General features: G+C 71.9%; 19 protein-coding genes and 2 pseudogenes. 16 read left to right on the top strand and 5 right to left on the bottom strand.

Features of this window, described 5'->3' with window-relative positions:
* Positions 1 to 119 precede the first annotated feature (119 nt).
* The 10 genes from dnaK to ACWDBE_RS17675 all read left to right on the top strand — a co-directional run bounded on the left by dnaK (position 120) and on the right by ACWDBE_RS17675 (position 10,435).
* Positions 120 to 2,009 carry a molecular chaperone DnaK gene (dnaK, locus tag ACWDBE_RS17720; RefSeq protein ID WP_449790931.1) on the top strand — a complete coding sequence of 630 codons (1,890 nt, stop codon included), beginning with the start codon at positions 120 to 122 and terminating at the stop codon, positions 2,007 to 2,009.
* 48 nt (positions 2,010 to 2,057) lie between these two features.
* A complete protein-coding gene (locus ACWDBE_RS17715) occupies positions 2,058 to 2,654 on the top strand; it encodes a nucleotide exchange factor GrpE (RefSeq protein WP_449790930.1) in 597 nt (198 codons plus the stop codon).
* Positions 2,655 to 2,663: 9 nt separating this feature from the next.
* Complete coding sequence (locus ACWDBE_RS17710; protein ID WP_449790929.1) at positions 2,664 to 3,686, top strand: DnaJ C-terminal domain-containing protein; 1,023 nt, start codon at positions 2,664 to 2,666, stop codon at positions 3,684 to 3,686.
* A 6-nt stretch (positions 3,687 to 3,692) separates the two neighbouring features.
* Positions 3,693 to 4,019, top strand: coding sequence for a chaperone modulator CbpM (locus tag ACWDBE_RS17705; RefSeq protein ID WP_449790928.1), 327 nt, complete (start codon positions 3,693 to 3,695; stop codon positions 4,017 to 4,019).
* A gap of 7 nt (positions 4,020 to 4,026) precedes the next feature.
* Positions 4,027 to 6,666, top strand: coding sequence for an ATP-dependent chaperone ClpB (gene clpB, locus ACWDBE_RS17700; protein WP_449790927.1), 2,640 nt, complete (start codon positions 4,027 to 4,029; stop codon positions 6,664 to 6,666).
* 243 nt (positions 6,667 to 6,909) lie between these two features.
* Complete coding sequence (locus ACWDBE_RS17695) at positions 6,910 to 7,326, top strand: hypothetical protein (RefSeq protein WP_449790926.1); 417 nt, start codon at positions 6,910 to 6,912, stop codon at positions 7,324 to 7,326.
* Between the two features lie 4 nt (positions 7,327 to 7,330).
* Positions 7,331 to 7,822, top strand: a complete 492-nt coding sequence (locus ACWDBE_RS17690) for a hypothetical protein (protein WP_449790925.1) — start codon at positions 7,331 to 7,333, stop codon at positions 7,820 to 7,822.
* A gap of 47 nt (positions 7,823 to 7,869) precedes the next feature.
* Complete coding sequence (locus tag ACWDBE_RS17685; RefSeq protein WP_449790924.1) at positions 7,870 to 8,235, top strand: hypothetical protein; 366 nt, start codon at positions 7,870 to 7,872, stop codon at positions 8,233 to 8,235.
* 108 nt (positions 8,236 to 8,343) lie between these two features.
* Entirely contained in the window at positions 8,344 to 9,516 is a 1,173-nt protein-coding gene (locus tag ACWDBE_RS17680) for a baeRF2 domain-containing protein (protein ID WP_449790923.1), read from the top strand.
* Between the two features lie 127 nt (positions 9,517 to 9,643).
* Positions 9,644 to 10,435 carry a maleylpyruvate isomerase family mycothiol-dependent enzyme gene (locus ACWDBE_RS17675; protein WP_449808479.1) on the top strand — a complete coding sequence of 264 codons (792 nt, stop codon included), beginning with the start codon at positions 9,644 to 9,646 and terminating at the stop codon, positions 10,433 to 10,435.
* A 115-nt stretch (positions 10,436 to 10,550) separates the two neighbouring features.
* Here ACWDBE_RS17675 and ACWDBE_RS17670 read toward each other — a convergent pair.
* Positions 10,551 to 10,778 (bottom strand): annotated as a pseudogene (locus ACWDBE_RS17670) (flavodoxin family protein); the annotation flags it as partial.
* Between the two features lie 497 nt (positions 10,779 to 11,275).
* Here ACWDBE_RS17670 and ACWDBE_RS17665 point away from each other — a divergent pair.
* Positions 11,276 to 11,935, top strand: coding sequence for a DUF4232 domain-containing protein (locus tag ACWDBE_RS17665; protein WP_449790921.1), 660 nt, complete (start codon positions 11,276 to 11,278; stop codon positions 11,933 to 11,935).
* A 256-nt stretch (positions 11,936 to 12,191) separates the two neighbouring features.
* Positions 12,192 to 12,449, top strand: a complete 258-nt coding sequence (locus ACWDBE_RS17660; protein ID WP_449808478.1) for a hypothetical protein — start codon at positions 12,192 to 12,194, stop codon at positions 12,447 to 12,449.
* Positions 12,450 to 12,500: 51 nt separating this feature from the next.
* On the opposite strand, the gene ACWDBE_RS17655 is transcribed toward ACWDBE_RS17660, so the two are convergent.
* Both ACWDBE_RS17655 and ACWDBE_RS17650 read right to left on the bottom strand, forming a co-directional pair.
* Positions 12,501 to 13,097 (bottom strand): RICIN domain-containing protein, encoded by a 597-nt coding sequence (locus tag ACWDBE_RS17655; RefSeq protein ID WP_449808531.1) that lies wholly within the window; start codon positions 13,095 to 13,097, stop codon positions 12,501 to 12,503.
* A gap of 189 nt (positions 13,098 to 13,286) precedes the next feature.
* Positions 13,287 to 13,511: pseudogene (locus ACWDBE_RS17650) on the bottom strand (helix-turn-helix domain-containing protein); the annotation flags it as partial.
* Between the two features lie 332 nt (positions 13,512 to 13,843).
* Between ACWDBE_RS17650 and ACWDBE_RS17645 the strand changes: the two are divergent.
* Positions 13,844 to 14,209, top strand: coding sequence for a hypothetical protein (locus tag ACWDBE_RS17645; protein WP_449808477.1), 366 nt, complete (start codon positions 13,844 to 13,846; stop codon positions 14,207 to 14,209).
* Here ACWDBE_RS17645 and ACWDBE_RS17640 read toward each other — a convergent pair.
* Positions 14,197 to 14,892 carry a tetratricopeptide repeat protein gene (locus tag ACWDBE_RS17640; protein ID WP_449808528.1) on the bottom strand — a complete coding sequence of 232 codons (696 nt, stop codon included), beginning with the start codon at positions 14,890 to 14,892 and terminating at the stop codon, positions 14,197 to 14,199. The genes ACWDBE_RS17645 and ACWDBE_RS17640 overlap by 13 nt on opposite strands.
* 36 nt (positions 14,893 to 14,928) lie before the next feature.
* Entirely contained in the window at positions 14,929 to 15,543 is a 615-nt protein-coding gene (locus tag ACWDBE_RS17635; protein WP_449808476.1) for a 2'-5' RNA ligase family protein, read from the bottom strand.
* A 282-nt stretch (positions 15,544 to 15,825) separates the two neighbouring features.
* Between ACWDBE_RS17635 and ACWDBE_RS17630 the strand changes: the two genes are divergently transcribed.
* From ACWDBE_RS17630 to ACWDBE_RS17620, 3 genes are all read left to right on the top strand, one after another.
* Positions 15,826 to 16,380: a TetR/AcrR family transcriptional regulator gene (locus ACWDBE_RS17630; RefSeq protein WP_449808475.1), complete on the top strand. Its 555-nt coding sequence runs from the start codon at positions 15,826 to 15,828 to the stop codon at positions 16,378 to 16,380.
* A 268-nt stretch (positions 16,381 to 16,648) separates the two neighbouring features.
* The gene (locus tag ACWDBE_RS17625; RefSeq protein WP_449808474.1) at positions 16,649 to 17,677 is read left to right on the top strand and encodes an agmatine deiminase family protein; all 1,029 of its coding nucleotides are present in this window, start codon (positions 16,649 to 16,651) and stop codon (positions 17,675 to 17,677) included.
* 104 nt (positions 17,678 to 17,781) lie between these two features.
* Positions 17,782 to 18,948, top strand: a complete 1,167-nt coding sequence (locus ACWDBE_RS17620) for an agmatine deiminase family protein (RefSeq protein ID WP_449790917.1) — start codon at positions 17,782 to 17,784, stop codon at positions 18,946 to 18,948.
* Positions 18,949 to 19,050: the final 102 nt, after the last annotated feature.

The raw sequence follows: 19,050 nt of genomic DNA, 5'->3' as shown, positions 1-19,050 counted from the left end.
CGGAGCGGACCGGTTTGGGTGGGTATCGCAGGGAAAGGCGCAGTGCAAGGCTCCCGGCGGGACGTGCCGTGCAGTCGGTCCACCACGCCGGGGTGGCGGTCCAACGCGGAGGCAGGGCGATGGCGAAGGCTGTGGGCATCGATCTGGGAACGACGAACTCGGTGATCGCCGTGTACGAGGGCGGGCAGCCGAGGGTGATCACCAACGCGGAGGGCGGGCGGACGACGCCGTCGGTGGTGGCGTTCACCGACACCGGGGAGCGCCTGGTGGGGCAGATGGCGCGCCGGCAGGCGGTGCTGAACCCTCAGGGCACGGTGTACTCCGCGAAGCGGTTCGTCGGCCGCCGCTTCGCCGAGGTGGGCACGGAGGCGGAACAGGTCTCGTACGAGGTGGTGGCGGGTCCGGAGGACGCGGCACGGTTCTCGGTGCGGGGCAAGTCGTACGCCCCGGAGGAGGTGTCGGCCGCGGTGCTGCGCAAGCTCGCGGAGGACGCGTCGAAGCAGCTGGGCGAGAAGGTCTCGCAGGCCGTGATCACGGTGCCCGCGTACTTCAACGACGCGCAGCGGCAGGCGACGAAGGACGCCGGCCGGATCGCGGGGCTGGAGGTGCTGCGGATCGTGAACGAGCCGACCGCGGCAGCGCTCGCGTACGGGCTGGACAAGAAGCGGCACGAGACGGTGCTGGTCTTCGACCTGGGCGGCGGCACGTTCGATGTCAGCATTCTGGACGTGGGCGACGGCGTGGTGGAGGTGCGGTCGACCGCCGGTGACACACACCTGGGCGGTGACGATTTCGACCGGCGCCTGGTGGACCATCTGGCGGACGACTTCAAGCGGCTGAACGGCATCGATCTGCGGCGTGACCCGCAGGCGCTGCAGCGGCTCTACGAGGCGGCCGAGAAGGCGAAGGTGGAGCTGTCGGCCACCGCGCAGACGCAGATCAACCTGCCGTTCGTCACGGCGGACGCCTCCGGGCCCAAGCACCTGACGACCACGGTCTCCCGGGCCGCCTTCGAACAGCTCACCGCCGATCTGGTGGAGCGGTGCATGGGCCCGGTGCGGCAGGCGATGGCGGACGGCAAGGTGAGCGCTGATGACCTGGACGAGGTCATCCTGGTCGGCGGGTCGACCCGGATCCCGGCGGTGCAGGCGCTGGTGCGCCGCCTGACCGGCGGCAAGGACCCGAACATGTCCGTCAATCCGGACGAGGTCGTGGCTCTCGGCGCGGCCGTGCAGGCCGCGGTGCTCCAGGGCGAGGTCAAGGACGTCCTGCTGCTGGACGTCACGCCGCTGTCCCTGGGCGTGGAGACGCTCGGCGGGCTGATGACCAGACTGATCGAGCGCAACACCACCATTCCGACCCGGCGCAGCGAAACGTTCACCACCGCCGAGGACAACCAGCCGGCCGTGGACGTGGTCGTGCTGCAGGGCGAGCGCGAGCGGGCCGCCGACAACCGGGTGCTGGGCCGGGTGCGGCTGGAGAACATCCGGGCCGCGCCCCGCGGCGTGCCCCAGATCGAGGTGACGTTCGACATCGACGCCAACGGCATCCTGAACGTGTCCGCGAAGGACAAGGACACCGGCGCCCAGCAGAGCATCACCGTCTCCGGCAGCGGGACGCTGGAGGAGTCCGAGGTGCAGAAGATGGTCGAGGAGGCCGAGCGCAACCGGGCCGAGGACTCCCGCATCCGGGAGCTGGTGGAGGCGCGCAACGAACTCGACAGCGTCGCCTACCAGGTGGAGCGGCGGCTCGCCGAGCTGGGGGACGTGGTCGCGGTGCACGACAAGGCCAGGGCCGAGGCGCTGGTGGCGGACGCGCGGCAGGCCGTCAAGGAGGAGGCGCCGCTGGAGCGGGTGCGTTCCCTGACCGGAGACCTGCAGCAGGTGCTGCACGGCCTCGCAGCCTCCGGTGGCGGGCCGGACGGCGGTTCGGCGCAGGGCGGGCCCGCGGGCGGGCGCCCGCCGGGCGGCGATGACGACGTGATCGACGCCGAGTTCAGGCCCGGCTGATCCAGGTGGGAAGCGACCCGATGAGGCGGGCTGTGGGGTGATGTCCCGATGAGCGACGAGGCACGAGAGCCCGCGCGGCGGGCTGAGGACCCGGTCGGCGCCGAGCCGGCCGGACAGGGCGGGCCGGCGGACGACGCCACGCCCGGTGGCGTCGAGGCGCCCGCCACCGGAGGGCCGACCGAGCGACCCGCGGGTGTTCCGGTGCTGCCGGAACTGGACGTCGAGGAGTTGCGGGACCGCTGGCAGCGGGCCGTGGCGGAGACGCAGAACCTCCGCAAGCGCTACGAGCGCGAGCTGGCGCAGGCAGGCCAAGTCGAACGCGACCGGGTGACCGCCGCGTGGCTGCCGGTCCTGGACCACCTGGAGCTCGCGCTGCACCATGCCGCGGCCGATCCGCACAGCATCGTCGCCGGGGTCCAGGCCGTGTGCCGCCAGGCGTACGCGGTGCTCGAGCAGCTCGGGTACCGGCGGATCGCCGAACCCGGTGAGCCCTTCGATCCGGCCCGGCACGAGGCCGCCCAGGTCCGCCCCGACTCGAGCGCCCCACCGGGCAGCATCCTCGAGGTGCTGCGCGCCGGTTACGACAGCGACAACGGACTGCTGCGCCCGGCGGTGGTGTCGGTGGCCGCGAAAGCGCAGGAGTGAGCGGGCTCCATGGCATCGAACCGTGACTACTACGACGTGCTGGGGGTCTCCCGGCAGGCCGGCGGCGAGGAGATCCAGAACGCGTACCGCCGTCTGGCGCGCCGCTGGCATCCGGACCTCAACAAGGAGCCGGGGGCCGAGGAGCGGTTCAAGGAGATCAGCGAGGCGTACCAGGTCCTCTCCGACCCGGGCAGCAGGGCCCGCTACGACCGGTTCGGACCGGCGTGGCAGCAGGTGGGCGAGGGTGCGACGGCCGGTCCGGGCGGTCCGTTCTGGGCGGGCGGGGCGGGCGGGGGCCGCCGGGTGTACGTGAACACCGGCGGTGGCCAGGGCTTCGGTGCGGGCGGCTTCGGTGCGGGCGACTTCGGTGCGGGCGGTTTCGGTGCGGGCGGTTTCGGTGCGGGCGGTTTCGCCGGGGCCGACTTCGAGGACCTGTTCGGCGGCGCAGGCCGCGGCCCGGGCGGCTTCGGCCGGATGCCGGGCGCCGACCAGGAGGCCGAGATCACCCTCCCGGTGGAAGACGCCTACACCGGCGGCAGGCGCCGCATCACGCTCGACACCGCAGCCGGAGAACGCAGTTACGAGGTCAACATTCCGCGTGGAGTCACCGACGGGCAGCGCATCCGCCTGGCCGGGCAGGGCGGGGCGGCCAGCGGCGGTGGACAGGCCGGCGACCTGTACCTGGTCGTGCGCCTGGCCCCGCATCCGCGCTACCGCGTCCAGGGCAGGGACATCACCGTCGACCTGCCGGTCGCCCCGTGGGAAGCCGCCCTGGGAGCCTCGGTGCCGGTCGAGACCCCCGGCGGGCCGGCCAAAGTGGACCTGCCGCCGGGTTCGTCCAGCGGGCGCAGGCTGCGGCTGCGCGGACGCGGCATGCCCAACCCGCGCGGCCCGGCCGGCGACCTGTACGCCGAAGTGAAGATCATGGTTCCGCCGGAGCCGGCCCCGGCCGAACGCGACCTGTACCGGCGCCTGGCCGAGGAATCCGGCTTCGATCCCCGAGCGCACCACAGCAGCAGGAGAAGGGGCTGATCGGACATGACGCACACCCCGGACCGTTACCCGCTGGTGCGCGTGGTCGGCGTCCGCCGGATCGGCGTCACCCTGGGCGAGTTCGCCGCCGCCACCGGACTGCACCCCGACCTGGTGCGCCGCTACGTCGCACTCGGCCTGCTGGAACCCGGCACCGGTCCGGCCGGTCAGCCGTACTTCGACGCCACCCACCTGGGGCGGGTGGCCCGCATCCAGCGCCTGCGCTCCGGCCTGGGCCTCAACTACGCCGCCCTCGGAGTCGTCCTCGACCTGCTGGACCGCATCGACCGACTCGAAGCCGCACTCGCCCGACGCCCCACCACCGGGAGATGACTCCGCCGTGGACATGAACCGGCTGACGCAGAAATCCCAGGAAGCCCTGCAGGACGCCCAGACCAAGGCCCTGCGCTTCGGCCACGTCGAGGTCGACGGTGAACACCTGCTGCTGGCCCTGCTCGACCAGGCCGACGGGCTGATCCCCCGGCTGCTCACCTCCGCCGGAGCCGACGCCGACCAGGTGCGCGCCGCAGTGGAGGCCGCACTCGCCCGCCGCCCGAGCGTGTCCGGCCCCGGCGCCCAGCCGGGGCAGGTGTTCCTCACCCAGCGCCTGGCCCGCCTGCTGGACACCGCCGAACAGGAGGCCGAACGGCTCAAGGACGAGTACGTGTCCGTCGAGCACCTCCTGCTCGCCCTGCTGCAGGAAGGCACCGACAGCGCCGCCGGGCGCATCCTGCACGACCAGGGCCTGAACCGGGAGCGCTTCCTGAACGCGCTGACCGGCGTGCGCGGCAACCAGCGCGTCACCTCCGCCATGCCCGAGGTCACGTACGAGGCGCTGGAGAAGTACGGGCGCGACCTCGTCGCCGAGGCCCGCGCCGGCAAGCTCGATCCGGTCATCGGCCGTGACGCGGAGATCCGTCGCGTCGTGCAGATCCTCTCCCGCAAGACGAAGAACAACCCCGTGCTGATCGGCGACCCGGGCGTGGGCAAGACCGCCATCGCCGAAGGACTGGCCCAGCGCATCGCCCACGGCGACGTCCCCGAGGGCCTGCGCGACAAGACCGTCTTCGCCCTCGACCTCGCCTCCCTGGTCGCCGGCGCCAAGTACCGCGGCGAGTTCGAGGAACGCCTCAAGGCCGTCCTCCACGAAGTCACCGCCGCCGCCGGGCGCATCCTGCTGTTCGTCGACGAGATGCACACCGTCGTCGGCGCCGGCGCGGCCGAAGGCTCCATGGACGCCGGCAACATGCTCAAGCCCATGCTCGCCCGCGGCGAACTGCACATGATCGGCGCCACCACCCTGGACGAGTACCGCAAACACGTCGAGAAGGACGCCGCTCTCGAACGCCGCTTCCAACCCGTGATGATCGACGAACCCAGCGAGGAGGACGCCGTCTCCATCCTGCGGGGCCTTCGCGAACGCCTCGAGGTCTTCCACGGCGTCAAGATCCAGGACAGCGCCCTGGTCGCCGCCGTCACCCTCTCCCACCGCTACATCTCCGACCGCTTCCTACCCGACAAGGCCATCGACCTCGTCGACGAAGCGTGCGCCATGCTGCGTACCGAGATCGACTCCATGCCCGCCGAACTCGACGAACTCACCCGCCGGGTACGCCGCCTGGAGATCGAGGAAGCCGCCCTCGCCAAGGAGGACGACCCCGCCGGCCGCAACCGCCTGTCCGAACTGCGCAGCGAACTGGCCGACGCCCGCGCCGCGGCCGACGCCCTGCGCGCCCAGTGGGAATCGGAACGCCAAGCCCTGCGCAAGGTCCAGGCCCTGCGCGAGGAGATCGAACAGGTCCGCACCCAGGCGGAGGACGCCGAACGCTCCTACGACCTCAACCGCGCCGCCGAACTGCGCCACGGCCGCCTGCCCGACCTCGAACGCCGCCTGCGCGCGGAAGAGGACCAGCTGGCCGTCAAGCAGGGCGGGCGACGGCTGCTGCGGGAGGTCGTCACCGACGACGAGATCGCCGCCATCGTCGCCCGCTGGACCGGCATCCCCGTCAGCCGCCTGCTGGAGGGCGAGCGGCACAAGCTCCTGCGGCTGGACGAGATCCTCCACGAACGCGTCATCGGCCAGGACGAAGCCGTCCAACTCGTCGCCGACGCCGTCATCCGCGCCCGCTCCGGCGTCAAGGACCCCCGCAGGCCCATCGGCTCCTTCCTCTTCCTCGGCCCCACCGGCGTCGGCAAGACCGAACTCGCCCGCACACTGGCCGCAGCCCTGTTCGACACCGAGGACAACATGGTCCGCCTCGACATGAGCGAGTACCAGGAGCGGCACACGGTCTCCCGCCTCGTCGGCGCCCCACCCGGCTACGTCGGCTACGAAGAGGGCGGCCAGCTCACCGAAGCGGTGCGCCGCAAGCCCTACAGCGTCGTGCTGCTGGACGAGGTGGAGAAGGCCCACCCGGACGTCTTCAACACACTGCTACAGCTGCTCGACGACGGCCGGCTCACTGACGCCCAGGGCCACACCGTCGACTTCCGCAACACCGTGGTCATCATGACCAGCAACATCGGCTCCCACCACCTCCTCGACGGAGTCACCCCCGACGGCGAGATCAAAGAAGGCGCCCGCGCCGCCGTCATGGACGAACTGCGCCGCCACTTCCGGCCCGAGTTCCTCAACCGCATCGACGACGTCGTCCTCTTCAAGCCACTCACCCTGCCCGAGATCGAACGCGTCGTCGACCTGCTGACCGAGGACCTGCGCCACCGCCTCGCCGACCGCCGCCTGGACCTGCGCCTGACCGAAGCGGCCCGCCGCCACATCGCCGACCAGGGATTCGACCCCGTCTACGGGGCCCGGCCCCTGCGGCGCTTCATCCAGCGCGAAGTCGAAACCCGCATCGGCCGGGCCCTGCTCGCCGGCGACATCGCCGACGGCTCGACCGTCACCGCCGACGCCGAAGCAGGACACCTCACCATCCACATCGCCGAGCCTGCCGCAGCCGCACCGCACGCCCCTCGATGATCCGGCCGACCGCCCGCCACAGCCCGGATGCACCCCTGGCCCGCCTCCGCTCAAGGATCGTGATGTTGGAGACAACCTGGACGCCCGCTTCAAGGAAACCTCGTTCTGCGGTTGTGTCGACGACCGGTTTGGAGGTATACGGACTGGTGGGGCGGTCCACAGGACGGCCCGGCTGGATGCCGTGCCGCCGCAGCGACTGCGTGAGCCGGACAGCGAACCGCGTCGACGAAGGAGGTGTCGACAGTGATCACGGAACTGGCACTGGAACGCGTGGAGTTCACCTGCGGCCACTGCTGGCGCCAGTGGAGCATGGACTACGACGTCCAGCACTACCGCGATGACGACGAACGGGACTGGGAGTACTTCTCCCGCGACGGCGTAGTGGTGGACTCGCCGTACACTCCCCAGGGTGCACCGCCCTGCCCCGAGTGCGGGCGCCGCTGGGTGGGACGCGTTCTCGCCCGCCGGCTCATTCCGACGCCGCCGGGCCCGGTCGGTACACCGCGTCTGTCGATCGGGGACGCCGCGGGTCACCGGCCGGAGCGGCACGGTGCGCCGCCGCTCGGTGCGGGGGATCACGCCCAGCCGGCGCAGGCCGGTGCGCCTGACCCGGACGGTGACCGGGCGAAGGTCGACACCGACGCCGGAGAGGGGGTGTGAGGCGGTGGCGAGGCTGACGGTCGAAGGCGCGGACCTGGTGGTCCGGCTGCGCTGGTGGGAGCGGCTCGTGGCGCGGTCTGGGCCGGTGCGGGTGCCGCTGACGGCGGTGGAGCAGGTCACGGTCACCAGGCAGCCGTGGAGGGTTGTCCGCGGAGTTCGCGAGAGCGGCCTGCTGGTCCCCGGCCGGCTGTGCCTGGGGGTGTGGCGGCATCCCGGCGGCCGGGACTTCGTGGCCCTGCGTCCGTCCAAGGACGTCGTGGTGAGCGTCGACCTGAACCGGCCCTCGCCGTTCACGCGCGTCGCGGTCCATTCGACCGAGGCGCCGCGAACGGTGGCCGAACTGCGCGCGGCGATGAGCGGGGCCGCCGTCGCGGCGCAGGAGCACGATGAGGGAGCCCCCGGAGCGGTGCCGGAGCCCGAGAGGCCGCCCGTGTGCCTGGCTCCGTCCCGGCCCGGCGCCAGGGGCCGACCGGTGCGCGTTCCGGTCCACGCCTGAGCACCGGCCGGCATCGAGGTGCAGATCAAGGAGGTGGCGTGATGCTCATGGATCGCACACCGTGCGAGATCGCGGTCGCAGCCGCCGATGAGGTCCGTCGTCTCAACGAGTGCACGGTGCGGACCGGCGCCTGTCCCTATCCGACGGACGTCCATCACACCATCGGCGCGCTGGCCGGTCTGCTGGAGCAGTTGCCGCGTTCACTGCACCAGCTCGCCGCCGGTCTGAACGCGATCGACCCGGAGCATCTGGCCGTCTACGCCGACCCGCCGACTCCCGTTCAGCGGCAGGCGGAGGTCGCGTCCGAGCTGGGTCAGGCCATTGCCGCGGTCGAGCGCGCCTGCGCCCACCTGCGCCGGGCGCAGCACACCGCGGCGGAGCTGGTCTACACCGGCCCGGTCCCGGGGATCTGACCAGCGCTGGAGGCGGTGCTGACTCCGGGTCGCCCTCGAGGACTCCGGCGACGCCTGGACGAACCGCTCCGAGGACGATGACCGAGGGATGACCGAAGGGAGGACACCGTGAAATCCCAGTTCCTGCACCGCCTCTACGAGCCTGCCTCCCCCGTCGCGTCCGTGTATCTCGACACTTCCCGCGACATCGACGATCCGGACCCGGCGATCGAACTGCGATGGCGGCACCTGCGGGACAACCTCGTGGCCCATGAAGCCGACACGGACACCGTCCAGTCGATCGGCACGGTCGTCGCGGGGGCCGGAAGAGACCGGGACGTCACGGGCCGACACGGACAGGCCGTCTTCGCATCCGCGGGACGAATCCTGCTGGACGAACGCCTTCCGGAGCCGCCGGCCCGGGACACCGCCCGCTATGGCGTGCTGCCCGACGTCCTGCCGCTGCTCCTCCAACGCGCCCCGGACATCCCGTACGCCGCCGTCTCCCTCCACCGCGTCCACCCGACTCACGACGCTGAGGCCCAAGATGAGCTGGAGGTCGACCACGACGTGGGCCGATGGCCGCACAACCGCGTCAACTCGGCCGCCGGCCACCAGCGGATCCCGCTCGGCAGCTGGCCGCAGGAGGCCGGGCGGATCCTCGGCCAACTGGCAGACGCCGCTCCGGACGACACCCCCGAACTGGTCGTGATCGCCGGAGACTCCTGGGCCGCGAACACGCTGATCCGCCTGGCCCCGGGCCGTCTGGCACGCCGGATCGTCCGATTGCGTGAGGCCGACCACCACCGGCCCGAGCCCGGCCGTGCAGTCCTGGAGAAGGAGGTCGGCCTGCTGATGGCCGACCGGCTGGCCGACCGTGATCAGCACCGAGTCGATGCCTTCCTCGCCGGCCGTGCCCGCGACCAGGACACGAGTGAGGGGCTGGCCGCTACCGTCGCGGCTCTTCAGCGCGGCCAGGCAGCCGCCCTGCTGATCAGTCCCGCTCTGCCGGCCCTGCCGCCGCTGTGGGCCGGTGCGGCGCCGACTGATCTCGCGCTTTCCGGTGCGGAGCTCGAAGTCTTCGGTGTCCGCTACTACTGGGAGGAGAGTGCGGCAGACGCGCTGGTGCGGGCCGCCGTGGGCACGAACACGGAGCTGATCGTGGTTCCCCCCGACCAGGTGGCTCTGCCGGACGGGGTCGCGGTCCTGCCCCGGTACCGCGATGGCGGGCCTGAGCACAGTGAAGCGCGGATCGCAGGGAGCGTACCGAGTGGACGAGTTCCGAACCCCAGCTTGGAGTGAAGCCGATGGGGAACTGCGGTGGTTTCCAAGGAGGTTCGGTGTCGGCGGCGGTTCGGGCGGCGGCGTCGGCAGGCGGCGGCCGGGAAATTCGCTTTCGGCCGCCGGAGTGCGGTGATAGACAGTCGTAGTGCAGAAGAACCTTGAACTCCCTGACCTGCTGCGACTGATCGACGAGCGGGCGACGGCCTTCCGGGCCGCGATCGCCGCCGCTCCCAGCCTGGACGTGCAGGTGCCGACCTGTCCCGAGTGGACGCTGTTCGACCTGGCGCAGCACCTGGGCTCGGGCCGCCCGTTCTGGGCCGCCGTCGTCGAGGCCGGCCCGGCCGACGCCCCGCCGGCCGAGGCCATAGCGGCGCGCGCCGAGGCGCAGGCGCCCCGGGAGCGCGAGGCATTGGTGGCCTGGCTGGCCGCGTCGACGCGGGAACTGCTGGACACCCTGCGGGAGGTCGGCCCGGACGCCGAGTGCTGGACGTGGTGGGGCGCCTCGCAGTCGCCGCGGACCAGCGGTGCCGTCGCCCGGCACCAGCTTCAGGAGATCGCGATGCACACCTATGACGCCCAGCTCACCGTGGGCGCCGCGCAGCCGCTGCCGGCGGAGGTGGCGCTGGACGGCGTCGAGGACTTCCTGTTCACCTGCTGCGCGTGGTCGGGCGTTTGGCCGCACGAGCCGGCCGTCGTCGACTACCACGCCACCGAGGGCCGCTCCTGGCGCTTCACGGTCGAGGCAGATGGCGCCCGCGCGGTCCGCCTCCCGGCTGCCGGCGAGGGCGAGGCCCAGGCCCCGGCCGACGCCTCTGCCCGGGGCACGGCCGGTGAGCTGGTCCTGTGGTTCTACGGACGCACCCCGCTGGACTCGGTGAAGGTCGACGGCGACCGGGGCATCTTCGAGCGGCTCTTCGCCTGGGACCCGAACGCGTAAGGCGTGGTCGACGACGCGGCGCCCGGTCGCGTCGTCGGCTCATCCGACCGGGCCCTGGGTGGAGCGTCGCGAGCCCGGCCGGGCTTCCGGCCCGAGATCACAAATGCCCGGCGACTCAGCGGTGTTCGGGGTTCTCGAAGTCGAAGCGGCAGCCGGCGTCCCACTCGGAGCGCTCGTTGCCGTGGGCCGGGATGCCGCCGGCGTCCTTGAGCATGCGGGCCAAGTGGAGCTGGTTCCAGGTCATGAAGGTGGTGTTGCGGTTGGTGAAGTCGTTCTCCGGGCCGCCCGACCCGGGGTCGAGGTACGACGGCCCCGGGCCCGCCTCCCCCCCTACTTGACCAGCGGCAATTCCTGGCCTGCCTCCAGTGTCCCGAAGCCGTTCATCTGGATCGCCTTGCCGCGAACGATCAGGTCCGCCCCGGAATAGCGATCATGACAGCATGCCGGCCTGAACACCGGTCATCACGACCCGAAACCACCCCAAGGAACTACACAGCTGGGTACGCGTGACGGCCAGGACGACGGGCACTGCCTCGGAGTTCTCAGCACGTGGCCGGAAGGACTGACCCCAGCCAGGAAACAAGATCCTCGGCACCTCGCCCAGCCCCTGCCAGGCGACGAGGCGCCCACGAAAGCACCTCGCCACCGGCTCCTCCCGAGATCTCGAGGCTCCGGTGACCCGGTTGCGGATCACGTGTCTTGTCTCGCTGGGCGGCCCCGGTCCCACCCGACTCAACACAAGCCGTAACGGATCGTGACAACCCCGTCGTTGTGGCGCATGCTCGAAGTGCGACCGGGCGCCGACGGGAGAGGCCCGACTCCACGACGGGAGTGTGCGAGATGACTACCCACTCGAACCGCCACCAAGCACCTTCCGTCGTCACAGCCTTCGCGGTGCTGGCCGCTGCGGTGCTGGCTCTGGCCAGCTGTTCGGACAGTTCGGGCCATGGCTCCAGCAGCGCGGGCAATGTGACCGCGCCGTCCAGCAGCAGTCCCTCGACGATTACCCCGCCGAGCACCGATCCGCCGGGCACCACCGCGTCGCCCAGCGCCCCCGTCCCCGCTGCTGGACCTCAGGAGTGTGCGACCAGCCGACTGACCGTTGCGCAAACCGACGTGAGCCTCGGCGCGGGTCAGTACTATTCGACCTTGGTGTTCACGAACACCTCTGACACAGCCTGCACGATGATCGGCTACCCGGGCGTGTCGTATGTTGCCGAGAACGGCATTCAGTCGGGCAACCCCGCTGACCGCTCCCCAGGCACGGTCGCCACGGTCACGCTGCCGCCGCACGGTACGGCGGGCGCGGTGCTGCACGATGCCAACGGCGTGAGCGGGTACGACCCGGCGCAGTGCCGGCTCGCACCCGCCGAGGGGCTACGGATCTACCCTCCGAACCAGACGGCCGCGCTGTTCCTCCCCTGGAAGACCGAGCACTGCACGGGCCCGACCACCCACTCCCTCATGATTGGCCCGGTCCAGCAACATCCGGTCCACTGACCAGCACGTGACCGGTAGGTGGGACCGTCGATTCAGCGGACAGTCGCCGCTGGCCGTCGAGGCATCCAGAAGGACATCCGCTCACCGAGATAGTGGTACCGCTCCATGCCGAGCCCAGCCGGTAAACCCGCAGCGTTCCGGCGGCTCGGGCCGCGCTCAGGGCCTGGTTGAACGGCCAGGCGTCGTAGTCAATGGGGGTGGTGTCGCTGCCGTACTGCTCGCTACTGCCGAGCAGTCCTCGCTCAGCTCGCGAACGATGGCTCGCCACGGGTGGAAGTCGTTGGCCTCGTTCCACGGCGCGTCGTGGGAGGCCTGGATCGCCGGGCTCTGCAACGAGATCGAGCTGTCCTTCGTCACCGACCCGTACCGGGTCGAGGTGGTGCTGGAGTTCGACGAGCGCGGCACGTTCCACAGCGGCGACTCGGTGCACACGTTCCTGCCGGACCACGCGGCCGGGCAACACGACCTGACCGGCACGGTGGACGGCTGGATCCGCGGCGTGCTGGGGCACTGACCGCGCACGGGACCGTCAACCCCGGCGGCTAGGCGCGTCGGATCGGATCGATCAGTTGGTCGTGATGTCCGGGATGCCGGTCGGGGCGGGGACGGACTCGAAGGTGAAGCTCTGCCCGGTGGGCGGGGTGGCGCACGGGAGTTGCCGTGCGAGGACGCCCGGGGTGGCGATACCTCCGGGGATGGTGACGCACGCGTTGCTGTGCGCCGGCTGGATGAGGTAGCTCCCGGCACCTTCGGGAGACGGGCGCAGCCGGAACCGTTCGGCGGTGCCCCGCCGGCCGCAGTAGTCGTTCATCAGGTGGGCGCCGTCGGTGAGAAGGGCCGAGTCCACTCCCAGACAACCGTGGCCCAGGACGGGGTGGAGCGAACGGATCGTGTACTGCCCGCCGCCCGCCGGATCCAGGACGTAGGTGGGTACGTTCCCTGGACAGTCGAACTGTCCGACTCGGCCGCCGCTGTCGTGGGCCGTGGACTCCCCGAGGCAGAGACGGGCACCCGCGGTCCGGATCAGGTACGCGCCCGCCGCGAGCGGCGCCCGCTCCGGACGGCCGGCGGCGGGAACGGCCGGGGAGTCCGAACCCTTGCCCATGAGCGCCATCCCGCCTGCCACCACGCCCAGTACGGCAAGGGCTGCCAGGACGGCCACGCTCGGAACCGCGCCGCGCCGCAGCCGCCGTGAACGGGAGGGTGTGAGCCGCGCGGTCGGCGGGGCACCGGGAACCGGCGGCTCCGGCGGGGCGGATCCGGCCGGGGCGGCGTCACCGGGTGCCTCGCGGGTGGCACTGGACGCCAGCCGGGCGCGTGCTTCGAGCCAGGAAGCCGAATCCTCCCCGTGGCCGCACGCCCGCACGAAGGCATCCAGAAGTTCCGGCCGTGGCAGCAGATCGTGACGCAGCGCCTCGGCGATCGTGCTGCGCGGAAGCACGGTTCCGGACTCTGCGGCGCGGCGCTCCAACGCCCGGTAGGTCAGTCCGGACTGATCCCGGAGCTGTCGAAGGCATGCGACGAACTGGGCCGTGTCCCGCGCTTGGGCGGGATCCGGCAGGGGCTGGGAAGTCATGCCTCGATCCTCGCCGAGCAACCGGCTTCCAGCCACAGCGAATTGAGACGTTCACGACCGCGGGAGCGCGGCCTCGAGCGGGGCGACACGTGGCTCTCCCCCGGACGTCCACGCGCCCCGGTCGCCGGCACGAGGGCCTGACGTGCAAGTGAACGGTCCCCGGACGGGCGACGTCCTGTCCCGGACCGTCCCGGACTGTCCCGGACGCCTTGTGGCCTGGTGCCCGACGGCCCCGCACCACCAGAGTCCTGATGTCGGGAGGGCCCGGACGGCGCCGTCCGCCGCGTGATCCTCCCGTGCCCGAGTGACAGTTCACCTCAGAGGAGACCACCGTGTTGACCACTGTCCGCAGCAAGATCTCTGCCGGCGCCGTTCCCGCGTTGACGGCCGGGCTCGCCCTGCTTCCTCTCGCTCCGGCCCGGGCCGCGTCCATGCCGGACCCGGCCGGAACGGCGAGCTACGGCTGCCCCAACGGAGGAAGCTACTGGTCCGACTTCTCCGGCGGCCGCGGCCGTGCTCACTTCTCGTGCCAGAACTTCCGCGTCCGCATCGGCGTCAAGTGCACCGACGGGAATCCCCACTGGAGCGGAGGAGCCGACCAGCCCCAGCCCAGCGTGGTCTGGCGGCTGCACTACAACAAGGTCGAGTGCCCCGTCGGCTACAGCGTCATCGGCAATCCCACCATCTACGTGAAGTAGCCCCGCCGACAAGCGCGTCCGACTCCTGCCCGCCGGCTCGGGGACCGGAAGCGCCCGCAGGCCGGTACGCGAACCGTCGGGAGGCGGGCCACCATCCAACGGGTGGCCTGCCTCCCGACGTGCCTTTGCCCGGCGACCGGGCGGCGTGTCCGCGCCGACGCGACGACGCACCGGCGCCGGCACCGGGCGCACCGTCGCATGCCCGCAGCGCGGCCCGGGCGGCCTCCGCGAGGCGGTGGGCGTCTTCCAGTGCCTCGTCCAGCGCCGGCAGCCTGGGTTCCAGGTGCGGGCCGACCGCCTCGATGGCCAGCTCGGCGTCCTTCGCGGCCCGCGCCGGATTCCCGGCGAGGACGGACTCCCCGGAGGACGCGGAGCAGTGCCACGGCGTGGCGCCCCGCCAGCGTGCTGTCGTCGTGCGGGCCGAAGACGCTTTCCTGTTGGGGCCGCAGGGCCTCGGAGAGCTTCAGGGCCTGCCCCGGGCGGCCCGCCGTGGCGTAGGCGTTGACGAGGTTGCCGGCGGAGATCAGGGTGTCCGGGTGGTCCCAGCCGAGGACGCGCGAGCGGAGCGGCAGGACCCGCTCCGAGATTTCGACGGCCTCGTCGTGGCGCCCCGTCCTGCGGCACGACGCCGCGAGGTCCGCGAGGGCCGTGAGGGTGTAGGGGCCGGCGAGGCCGCCGGACACCCGCACCCGCGGCTGTCCTCGCGGACGCCCGGACCGTCACACGGGCCCGAGGTCCGGCAGATCCGGCAGATCCGGCAGCGGCCGGACCTCGCCCGTGCCCAGCTCGACTGTGAACCGGGCTCGCATCGGGCCGTCGCCCCGGCGGGAGAGGAGGGTGAGTTCGGTGACCCGTGCAGAGGTGGTGCCCAGGCGGGCGGCCAGCTGGGGCGCGAGCCGGCGCGGGTCCCGGGTCCGCCCCAGGGACAGGTGGGGCGTGAAGTCGTCCGCCCGACCCCGGCACCGGGGGAAGCGTTCCACCAGCGAGTCGTGCAGCGCCCGCCACGGGCCGGGGCCGCCGGCCGCCGGATCGAGCCAGACCGTGGCGTCGTGGCGGTGGGAGAAGTGGCGCACCCCGTGCAGACGCGCCCTGAACGGGGCGTGCTCGGCCGCGGCGGCGCCCAGCAGCGGGAGCGCGGACCCGAAGTCCGACTCCGGGACGAAGCCGAACAGCACGTTGACGTGCGGCGGCCATCGGCGGACCTGCGGATCGTGCTCCGCCCTGATCCGCTGGACGGCCCACCACAGTTCCGCCGGCGGCAACCAGGCAAGAGCCGTCCGGGGTGTCGGTCCGACGTCCAGGACTCCCGGAACGTCGATCGAAGGTCCGTCCACCCCTCCATGGTGACCACCGACACCGGGACCGGCGGCTCGGGGCACCCCCGTGGTCGCCGACGGACCGGCGGCGTGCAGCTCGACGTGCCGGTCCGCCACCGGACGGCAGCGGCGCCGTAAGTATTCATGCATTCCTCCCCCGGGCCCCACCTTGTCCGAAAGCCGGCCTTCGGCCGCTCCGGCCCCCGCGTCCCAGCTGACAGGATTTTCAGCAGGGCGGGCGACCCTTCGCCCGACCCGCGGGTAAGGTGGTGAATCGTGTCTAGCCGTAAAACGTCGATCATGGAAGCAGCGGCGCGGGTGATCGCGCGGCGCGGGGTGCGCGGACTGCGCGTGGAGGAGCTCGCCGCGGAGGCGGGCGTGTCCACCGCGCTGATCTACTACCACTTCAAGGACCGCACCGGGATCCTCCGGCAGACGCTGGAGTTCATCAACGACCGGGCCGAACGCTACACGACCGAACGCGCTGCGGACGCGCCGCCGCTGACCGCCCGCGAGGAGCTGGAGCAGACACTGCTGCTGGAACTCCAGGACACCGTCGAGGTCCGGGAGAACAGCACCGCCTGGGGTGAGCTGCGGGCGAGCGCGGTGTTCGACGAGACCCTGCGCGAGGACCTGGCGCGGGCCACCCGGATCTGGGTCCAGGAGATCGCCGAACTGCTGGGCGTGGTGCAGCCGATGTCCTCGGCGGTCGCGCTGGCCGGCGCGGCGGAGCGGCTGACCGCGCTGCTCGAGGGGCTGAGCACCCGCTGGCTCAGCGGCAGCCTGCCGCTGGCGCACGCCCGAACGCTGATGATGGACGCGATCGACGCCGAGGTATCCCGGCTCGGGCCCTGAGCGGCATCTGATCAGGCCCTGACCGAGTCCCGCGCCGGGCCGCCACCCAGCCCGCGTTCCAGGCCTCCTCACGCCCGATTCGTCACGCTTCGTACGCGCTTCTGCGGAGTCATGGCACGCCGCCGACTTTGACTAATTTTTCAGTCAATGCGAGCCTGAACCCGCAGGCAGGGTGCTGCCGCCGGCCCGTCTCGCATGTGCGGCGGTGCGTCGCCTCGCGAAGAGTGGTCCTGGCGGCCCCGCACCGTCGCACGAACCGGAGACCCTCATGACCAGCTACCACGACGCACACGCCGCCGAGACCTACCCGTGGGTGCCCGCGGACGACGTCCCGCACGCGCGGACCTGGATGTCCTGGCCCTCCCGCCGGGGCGTGTGGGGCCTGCGCCTGGGCGGCGTCCAGGAGGACATCGCCCTGATCGCCCGCACCGTCGCCGAGTTCGAGCCGGTGGTCATGTGCGCCCCCGACGACTGGACCGCTGGCAAGGCCCGCGAGCGCTGCGGCTCCGAGGTGGCCGCGATCCCCACCGACGACCTGTGGATGCGCGACATCGCACCGGTGTTCCGCCGGGACGGCTACGGCGGCCTGGACGCCGTGGTCCTCAACTTCAACGGCTGGGGCAACAAGCAGGTCCACTACGACGACGCCCGGGTCGCCGAGCGGATCGCCGCCCGCCGCGGGCTGCGCCACACCTACGCGGACTTCGTCGGCGAGGGCGGCGCGATCGAGACCGACGGCGACGGCACCGTGATGGCCACCGAGAGCAGCCTGGTCAACAAGAACCGCAACCGCGGCATGAGCCGGGACGAGATCGAGGAGTCCGTCCTGGAGGCCTACGGCGCCGACAAGATGATCTGGCTGCCCGGCATCAGGGGCCAGGACATCACTGACGACCACGTCGACGTCACCTCCCGGTTCGTCCGCCCCGGCGTGGTGATGGTGCAGTTGCCGCCCACCGACCGCAATGACGAGTGGGCGCGGGACGCCCGCGAGCAATTCACGATCCTCTCCTCCGCGACCGACGCCCGGGGCCGCCGCCTGCAGGTCATCGTGGTGCACGGCCCGGACACCGTCCGCTCGCGCAGCTCCAAGTTCGTGGACTCCTACCTCAACTTCCACCTCGTCAACGGCGGTGTCATCACCGCTCAGTTCGGCGACGCGTACAAGGACGCCGCAGCCCGGGACACCCTCGCCGCGGCCTTCCCCGGCCGCGAGGTGGTGCAGCTCGACGTCGACCGGCTGATGGCCGGAGGCGGCGGCATCCACTGCTCGACCATGCACGAGCCGATGCCATAGCGGCACCGGCCGCCCTCCGGAGGACCGCTCCGAGGGCCCTCCGCACGACCACCCGGGGGCCCGCCGCACGCCTCCGTCCTGCCACCTTGACTGGAGTCACCCGCATGATCCATGCCTTGTCCCGCCGCTCCCTGATCCGTTCCCTCGCCGGAGTGGGCGCCGCCGCCGGTGTCGGCGCGCTCACCCTCGGTCTCACCGGCTGCGACCCCAACGGCGTCGAGGACGTCGACGGCGCCGTGCCGCCGCAGCCGGGCGGCACCGCCGGCCCGCGCCGCTTCGGCGCCGAGTGGGAGAAGCACCTGCGCACGGTGATGTCCTGGCCCGCCTCGGAAAACGTCTGGGGCGACCAGCTGCCCGACGTCCGCCGGGACGTGGCGGGCCTGGCCCAGGCCATCTCGGCCCGCGAGCCGGTCGTCCTGATGGCCCGCCCCGAGCAGGTGGACGCCGCCAGGAAGGCCTGCGGCTCGGCCGTCGAGGTGGTGCCGATCGCCGTCGACGACCTGTGGGCCCGGGACACCCTGCCGGTGTTCGTCGAGGAGGGCGGCAAGGTCAAGGGCGTCGACTTCAACTTCAACGGCTGGGGCGGCAAGCAGCAGCGCGGAAACGACTCCAAGGTCGCCCGGACGGTGCTGGCCGAGTACGGCGTGGAGCGGGTCGAGACCCGGCTGGTCGCTGAGGGCGGCTCCTTCGAGACGGACGGCCAGGGCACCCTGCTGGTCACCGAGAGCTCCGTCGTCAACGACAACCGCAACCCGGGGATGAGCCGCGACCAGGTCGAGGCGGAGCTGAAGAAGGCCCTCGGCGTGACCAAGGTGATCTGGCTGGCGGGCGTCAAGGGCAAGGACATCACCGACGCCCACGTGGACTGCCTGACCCGGTTCGTCGCGCCCGGAGTCGTCCTGCTCGACCAGGCCTTCCCCGGCAGCCCGGCGGACGTCTGGTCCCGCGCGGCCGACCAGGCCCGCGGCGTCCTCAACAACGCCACGGACGCGACCGGCAAGAAGCTGCGGGTGATCGAGCTCCAGCAGCCCGACCCGGACAGGATCACCGGGCGCGGCGACGCCTTCGTCTCCTCGTACATGAACTTCTACATCGGCTCCAAGGGCGTCTACCTGCCGAAGTTCGGCGACGACCGGGCCGATGAGCGGGCGCAGCAGGTGCTCAAGCAGCACTTCCCGGGGCGGGAGATCGTGCCGGTGAAGATCGACGCGATCGCGGCCGGTGGCGGCGGGATCCACTGCGCCACCCACGACATCCCCGCGCTCGGCTGACCGGGCGGGCCGGCCCGGGACCCGTTGTTGACCCCGGGCCGGCAACCCTTCGGGGTCGGGCCCGGTCGACGGGCCGGATCCCGTCCCGTCGGGCTCGCGCGC

The organism is Kitasatospora sp. NPDC001132 (genome assembly GCF_053598415.1).
The sequence above is the reverse complement of the archived record's forward strand: the minus strand, read 5'-3'. Positions and strand labels throughout refer to the sequence as shown.